The following is a 7,450-nucleotide window of genomic DNA, read 5'->3' as shown; positions in this document are numbered from 1 at the left end:
GGGGGGGGGGGGGGCACACAGCACTGGCGAATGGGAAATGCAGGCACACGCCGCTGCCGGCTGTTGTGCACAACAGCCTTGGCGCATCAAGCAGGAAGGGAGAAGCAGCTGGGGCGCATAGCCCGTCCACAAGAGTTCATTGATGACTTGGCAGTTGCCGGCTCAAGTCATCCATGGTTGATTGCGCGCGGAGATGGGTTGCTCAACCAACACGCCGTGAACTGCCCTGCCAGAACGGTTCACGCAGTTCACTCTTGAGCACCTTGCCAGCGCCCGAGAGCGGTAACGCAGCACGGAACTCCACGCTTTTCGGCGCCTTGTAGCCGGCGATCTGACGCTTGCAATGGGCGATCAATTCTTCGCCATTCGGTTCGGCGCCAGGCTTGAGTACCACCACGGCATGCACAGCCTCGCCCCATTGCTCGCTAGGGATCCCGATCACCGCACACATGGCGATATCCGGATGGCTGCACAAGGCATTCTCGACCTCCGCCGAGAACACGTTTTCGCCACCGGTGACGATCATGTCCTTGAGGCGGTCGACAATGAAGATGTAGCCATTTTCGTCCATCCTGGCCCCATCCCCCGTACGCAACCAGCCATCGCCAGGCAGAGCCGCCAGGGTTTGCTCGGGTTTGTTCAGGTACCCGCTCATTGCATTCGGGCCCCGAACGACGATTTCACCGATGCTGCCACGTGGCACCTCACGGCCATCGTCGTCGACGATCTTGACTTCCACCGCCCGGGTGGCACGACCACAGGAGCGCAGTATGCCTGCAGCGGCGGCTGCCGGGGTGTGCTGAGCCGGACCGAGCAGCGAAACAATGGGCGACATCTCCGTCTGGCCATAAGCCTGGAACAGCTGCAGTTGCGGCAACATGGCCTGCAGGCTCCACAGCGTCTGCTCCTGAATGGGCGAAGCGCCATACACCAGGTGCTGCAAAGAGGACAGGTCGTAATTGTCCACCTCGGGATGATTGATCAACAACTGAATCATGGTCGGCACCAGCATGGCCACCTGAATGCCGTGACACTGAATCGCCGCCATCGCTTCGACCGGCTGGAACGCCGGCAGTATTACGTGTGTCGCGCCTTCGAGCACACCGACATAACCGGTGGACATGTCCGCCAGATGGAACATCGGTGCTGCGCGCAGCATGACTGAATCAGGCGGTACCAGGCCCTCGACATCCAGCGCAATCTGGCTGCTCCAGAAGGCCGTATGACTGATCATCACGCCTTTGGGAAAACCCGTGGTGCCGCCGGTATAGAACACACCAAGGAGTGAATCGCCGCCACGCCGGGCATCCTCCATGGGCGAGGCCTGGGCAATCAGCGCTTCATAATCCAGCATTGCATCTGGCGTAGTGCCGTCACCGACGTAGATGACATGACGCAACGAAGGAACCTGCCTGGATAACCGCAGACCGATGTCCTTGAAGGTCTCGTCAACCAACAGTACCGAGGTTTGCGAATCGGTCAGCGCATAAGCGTTCTCCTCCGCACTCCAGCGTGTGTTGCAAAGATTGAGAACGGCATCGGCCCAGGGTACGGCGAAGCAATATTCGAGGTAACGATCAGAGTTCAAACCCAGCATGGCGACGCAATCGCCGCTCTTTACGCCAAGCTCACGCAACGCCCCGGCCAGTCTCGCAACACGCTCGACAAACTGGCGCAGAGTGCGACTGCGATCGCCGTAGATCGTCATTAATCGCTCGGGCGCGCACTGTAGATTACGGTGCAAGGGCTGAGTGAAGTACATGGTCTCTCCTGATGTTGCAGCTATTGTTATTGTCCGTGCCTTGACGGCAGGAGACGGCAATGCCGGGCGCTCACCGCTTGGGTGCAAGAGCATCGCAGGTCTGGAGCCATCAGCGTTCACATGAACCCCGCGTGCACGGTTTCACCACCGTTACCCGGCACCCTACCCTAATGTGAAAACTGGTAACCCTCCCATCTAGGGAGGGGAGGTGGTGCGGTTCAACGGTTCAATAACTGGACTTTTGCGAGGATGCCAAGACTATGCTGCGCTAGTTAAGCAACCCGACTTGCCGCGCCTTGCTCACTGCATCCTCGCGAGAAAAGGCACCCAACTTGCCGAAGATATTCTTCAGGTGCCACTTGATGGTTCCAGGCGAAAGATCGAGGGCCTTGGCGATGCTCTTGGTTGACAGCCCACGGGCCAGATGTTCGACCACTTCAAGCTCTCGGGGCGAGAGGATATCGCTGCCAGGCGCAGGCACCCGACCACCCTCACCTATTCCGTTCGAGGGGCTCTGCGAATCGGCTCCATGCATCAGACAGTGTTGTATGTAGTCACGCTCCAGCGCTGTAAGCGCATCGACACTAAGCGATTGCAGCAAGCGCAGCCCCGCCGCTCCTTCATCAAGAAACACCCGGAACATCCCGTATTCGCAGGCATTGCGCAGCGCCGTGAACATGTGGCGCTGGGCCTCTTGTGGTTCGTTGAGCGCTGTCCTGGCAATAGCGACACGGATTCGCAGCACGGTAGCTGGTTGTAACTGCCCCCACTCCTGACAAACCAGTGCCCAGCTTTCCCCTACCTCGACCGCGCATCGATAGTCGCCTTCGGCCAGGGCCAAGGCAGTGTGTGCCATTGCGCTGGCCAGGGGGATCTCCGCCCAGGCACAACCGCGCTTGTCCAGGTAAGGCATGGCTAGCGCGCGCAGTCTGCGAAACAGTTCGCGCGCCCGGGCCAGATCATGCTGATGGCAGGCAATACGTACCTGCTCGGCAAAACGCCACGCCTGCAGGCGATCAAGGCCAATGCTTTCGGCAATCTCGCCCAATCGATCGAGTGTTGTATGGGCCGCCTCCAGCCTCCCAGCAGCACACTGCAAATGCGCCTGGGCAAGGTAGGTATACAAAATGCAGTCAGAGGTCCCCAAGACCTCGGCGACCCCGAAACAGCCTTCAACGTAATCCCCTGCGGCTTCCAGACTGTTCAAGTGATAGCAGGTCAAGGCCAGGGTGGACTTAATGAAGATGGCTACATCCTGCGCCAGTGACTCGTTGCGCGTCACTTGCACCAGGACACCTTCGAGATCGCGCCGGGCCTGGTTCATATCGCCCTGGACAAAAAAGCTGAGGCCACACAGTGCATCAAAAAAGGGCCGGGCCCGAGGGCCTTGCGCGCGCCGGAGCAGACCTCGCGTGCTGTAGACCAGATCCCGTACAAACACTGTTCGACCAGCCTTGAGCAATGCCACGCCGCCAAGGGTATAGAGCATCAGCAGGTGAAAGTGGCGTTGGCTGGGCGGTTGCGCCATCAAGGGCTCAAGCAGCGCCAGTACACCTGTCGTATCGTCCCTTCTGAGCAGGTACATGGCCCTCAGCAATTGTAACTCAGTGTCTATTTCCGGCCGGCTGACTTCCGGGTGAGATTCGATCGAGACGAGTGTGAGCTCGAATCTCTCCATGCGATTGCAGGTGAGTTCTGCCCAGGCAACCGCCAGGAGCAGGTCAATCTGCTTGGACCAGGCTTCACGCGGCAACTCGTCGGCCAACTGCAGCAATTGTGCAAAATGCGCGTCACCGATCAGCGACCTCGCCGCCCGTGCCAGCAACTGCACGCTGCTCTCAAGATCCTGGGCTGCCTGAGCATGACGAATCGCCTCGACGCACAAACCGTGGTCAGCAAACCATTGGCTGGCGGCATGATTGACCCGAATCACCTCCACAACCGGCAACTCATTGCGGCGCCGTTGCAGATACCCGGAAAACATCTGGTGGAAACGGAACCACTGCAGGCGACCCTCGAGGTCAATCGGCAACAGGAACAGATTCTGCTCGAGCAATATGTCAAGCACAGCCGCGTTCTCCGGGCTGCCCGTCAATGCGACGCACAGCTCGCGATTGAATCGTCGGCAGATCGAAACCTGGACCATGGCAGCGATTTGCCCGGCAGAAAGCACACGACTGATGCAGTCATCCAGATAGGCATCGAGACCTGATTCATCGATCGCCATGACCATGCCGCCACAGGCTCGCAAGCTCTGTTCAAAATTACCGCTGTGGCGAAGTGACAGGACACCGATCTGCAGGCCCGCTGCCCAACCGTCCGTCAGCTCATACAGACGTTGTTGCTGCTCGCCGGACAGGTTTTCGAGACCATTGAGCTCAAGCAGACTGAACTGCTCCTCGGCCGTCAGGCGCAAGTCGGCAAAATCAATCTGGGTCAACTGCCCCTTGATGCCGATCGCCAACAGATTGAGCGCCGGACGCTGGCGCGTGGTGATCACCAGATGGAAATTGTCCGGCGCCAGATCGATCAGGCGCTGGATCATCGCCAATGCCGGCTGCGCAGGGAGCAAATGCAGGTCTTCGAGGAATAGATAAATGGATCGAGGGTGCTCGTAGAGCGCGTTGACCAGCAGTGACAGCAACACCTCCAGCGAACGCTGGTCGGTGCGCTCGCTCAGGCCAATGATGTCGTCGCCGACAGCCAGGCCCGCGGCCCCCAGACTGGCGACCAGATACGCCGCCCAGAGCGTCTCGTCGTCGGCCCCCAGGTTGAACCAGGCTACGTCCAGCCCCGCACCGATCAAGCGCTGGCGCCATTGCGCCGCCAGCGTGCTCTTGCCACTGCCCGCAGGCCCCAGGATCAAGGTCAACTTGCGCTCGCGCCCTGCCTCGATCAGTTCCAGCAGACGCTCGCGCGGCAGCGACCGGGGATCGATTCGGGGCGGCGACCATTTGGTGCGGATGAGTATCGTGTTGGAGGATTTCATAAGGCTAGCGAACCAATGAACTGCTCATATCACGCTTGATGAATTCTAGCGCGCTGCCGTTCCTGCGCGAGGAAGGACGAGATGATCGGCGCAACGGTTTGCGCCCGGGCCACCAGGAATAGATGGCCATCGCCGATCACATGCAACTGCGAGTTGGGAATGCGCCTGGCCAGCAGGCGCATGTTGGGCAGCGGAATGATCGGGTCGTCATCGCCGGCCAGAATCAGGGTCGGCTGATGGATCCGATGCAGCCAGTGAATGCTGGTCCAGCCCAGGCCCGCCAACAGTTGCAGGTAGTAACCGCGCCTGCCGCCGGAACGCACCTTGCTGGCGAACGCTTGTGCCAGTGCCGGGTCATGGCGAAAAGCGCCGCCATAGATGTCCGGCGCGATCCGCGCTCCGTAGGACGGCTGGATGTAACGGCGCGGAGTGGCCATCCTCCAGAGCACTTTGGGTTTGGCCGGCAGCATAGCCATGCCCGCACACGTTGCGGCCAGGATCAGTTTCTTGCAACGCTGCGGAAAATCGTGCGCGAACTGTTGTGCCAGCGCTCCCCCCCAGGACACGCCGATCACGTTGACCTGGCCAACGTCCAGATAGTCGAGCATGCGCGAAACCAGTTTCGCCAGGTCAGAAAACCGGTAAGGCAAGCTCGGCAGGGAGGAGCCGCCGACACCGGGCACGTCGAAGGCGATCACTTCCATGTCCGGATCAAGCGCCCGGACGAATGGAAACAAAAGCTCCAGGTTGGCGCCAATGCCATTGAAGACTAGCAACGGCGGCAGATCGGCCTTGCCTGGACGAATGGCAACGCGCAGATGCCCGCCATCCAGTTCGATGGTGCGATAGACAAAGGGCTGTGACATGTTACGGAGGTTCCTTCTGCGGCGCCGGGCCAAGGGATCTGGAACGTGGACAGGACGGGACGCAAGCGCCCGTCCGGCTACAGCGAGTCAGCGCACGTGCACGTATGTACCAGGAGCCGCTTCAGCCACGACGTAAGCCTTGTTGCCAAGCTTGACGGGGGCCTTCCTGCTCTGACCGGAGCGTGCTTGCAACCAGGTCAGCCAGTGAGTCCACCAGGAGCCGGTCTCTTTACTGGAACCTTCCAGCCAATCCTGGGCATCAACCGGCAGGCTGCTGCCGGTCATGAAGCGGGCCTTGGGGTTACCCGGCGGGTTGAGGATGCTCTGGATATGCCCGCTGTTGGACACCACGAACTCACCCTGGCCGCCGAACAGGTGCATCGAGCGGTAGCAGGCATCCCATGGGGTGATGTGGTCGGTCAGGCCCGCCATGCAATAGAAATCGCTGGTGACCTGCTTGAGATCTATTGGAGTGCCGCAGACCTCCAGGGCGCCGGCACGGGCCAACGGGTTGGTCTGGTACATCTCAATGAATTCGCCGTGCAGCGCGGCCGGCAGGTTGGTGGTGTCGTTGTTCCAGTAGAGGACATCGAATGCAGGCGGCTCGTTACCGAGCAGGTAGTTGTTGATCCAGTAACTCCAGATCAGGTCATTGGGGCGCATCCAGGCGAAGACTTTTGCCAACTCACGACCGTCCAGCACACCCGCTTGATAGGAACGGCGCTTGGCCGCCTCAAGGGTTTTCTCATCAGCGAACAGCGAGACCTGGGTGTCGGGGCGAATATCGAGCATGCTGACCACCAGGGTGAAGGCATTCACCTTGCTCTCGCCCAGTGCCGCGTAGTGGCCCAAAAGCGATGACATGGTGCTGCCTCCGGAGCACGCGCCAAAGGTGTTCAGATCAGTGCTGCCGGTAATCGCCAGCACTGCGTCAACCGCCTCTTTCAGGGCTTCGACATAGGTGGACAAGCCCCATTCGCGCTGCGCCTTGCCCGGATTGCGCCAGCTCACGGCAAAGGTCTGGATGCCACTGTCGAGAAGGAAACGAATCAGGCTCTTTTGCGGCGCCAAATCAAACAGATAGAACTTGTTGATCTGGGGCGGCACCACCAGCAACGGGCGTTCCAGCACCTGCTCGCTTCGAGGTTTGTACTGAATCAGCTCCAGCACCTCGTTTCGAAACACCACCGCGCCAGGCGTCGTGCCCAGATTGCCGCCCACTTCAAAAGCCGTCTTGTCCACCTGACTGGGCATGCCACCGTTTTCAATCAGATCGCGGGTCAAGTGCGCGAATCCATCCAGAATGCTCTTGCCACCGGTTTCGAAGAAACGCTTGAGGGCTGCAGGGTTGGCCAGGGTGTTGGTCGGCGCCATCGCCTCGGCCAGCAGGTTGATGACGAACTGGCCACGGCTGGCATCCTGATCGCTGAGGTTGCTGCTACTGATCCAGTCGTTCATTTCCCGGCACCAGGCCAGGTAGGCTCGCATATAGCGACGATACAGCGGGTTGCCCTGCCAGGCTGGCTCATCGAAACGCTTGTCACCCGCCGCCGGCTTCAGATCCGAACGGTCGAGCAGGATGTTTTTCAGTTCCATGCCGAACGCAGCCATGTGCCGGGCGCTGTGCACGGGTTGCTTCAACACTTGTTGCAGGACCATGCGAGCACTGCTGAGTATGTCGCGCCCGCGAGGTCCGAACGCTGGATTCAGGCTGAGCGTGTGCTTGGCAGCTTGCAGGGAGAGCTCTTTATCATTTTTGTCCATTGTGACACCCCATACTTAACACGACGCCCCTTGGTGGCTCGGGGCCTTGATCGTTTCGTGGAAGTAACT

Annotated in this window: 4 protein-coding genes; all 4 read right to left on the bottom strand. The window is 59.9% G+C overall.

The features are described from left to right. Window positions 1-202: 202 nt before the first annotated feature. The 4 genes from PMI35_RS17475 to phaC all read right to left on the bottom strand — a co-directional run bounded on the left by PMI35_RS17475 (window position 203) and on the right by phaC (window position 7,381). Window positions 203-1,762 (bottom strand): acyl-CoA synthetase, encoded by a 1,560-nt coding sequence (locus PMI35_RS17475; protein WP_008059187.1) that lies wholly within the window; start codon window positions 1,760-1,762, stop codon window positions 203-205. Window positions 1,763-2,030: 268 nt separating this feature from the next. Beyond that, a complete protein-coding gene (locus tag PMI35_RS17480) occupies window positions 2,031-4,751 on the bottom strand; it encodes a LuxR C-terminal-related transcriptional regulator (RefSeq protein ID WP_008059185.1) in 2,721 nt (906 codons plus the stop codon). A 29-nt stretch (window positions 4,752-4,780) separates the two neighbouring features. Further along, window positions 4,781-5,617, bottom strand: a complete 837-nt coding sequence (gene phaZ / locus PMI35_RS17485) for a poly(3-hydroxyalkanoate) depolymerase (protein WP_008059183.1) — start codon at window positions 5,615-5,617, stop codon at window positions 4,781-4,783. Window positions 5,618-5,704: 87 nt separating this feature from the next. After that, complete coding sequence (gene phaC, locus PMI35_RS17490) at window positions 5,705-7,381, bottom strand: class II poly(R)-hydroxyalkanoic acid synthase (RefSeq protein WP_008059182.1); 1,677 nt, start codon at window positions 7,379-7,381, stop codon at window positions 5,705-5,707. Window positions 7,382-7,450: the final 69 nt, after the last annotated feature.

The sequence above is a fragment of the Pseudomonas sp. GM78 genome (assembly GCF_000282475.1).
Classification (GTDB): domain Bacteria; phylum Pseudomonadota; class Gammaproteobacteria; order Pseudomonadales; family Pseudomonadaceae; genus Aquipseudomonas.
This window is presented reverse-complemented; position numbering and strand designations above follow the sequence as displayed.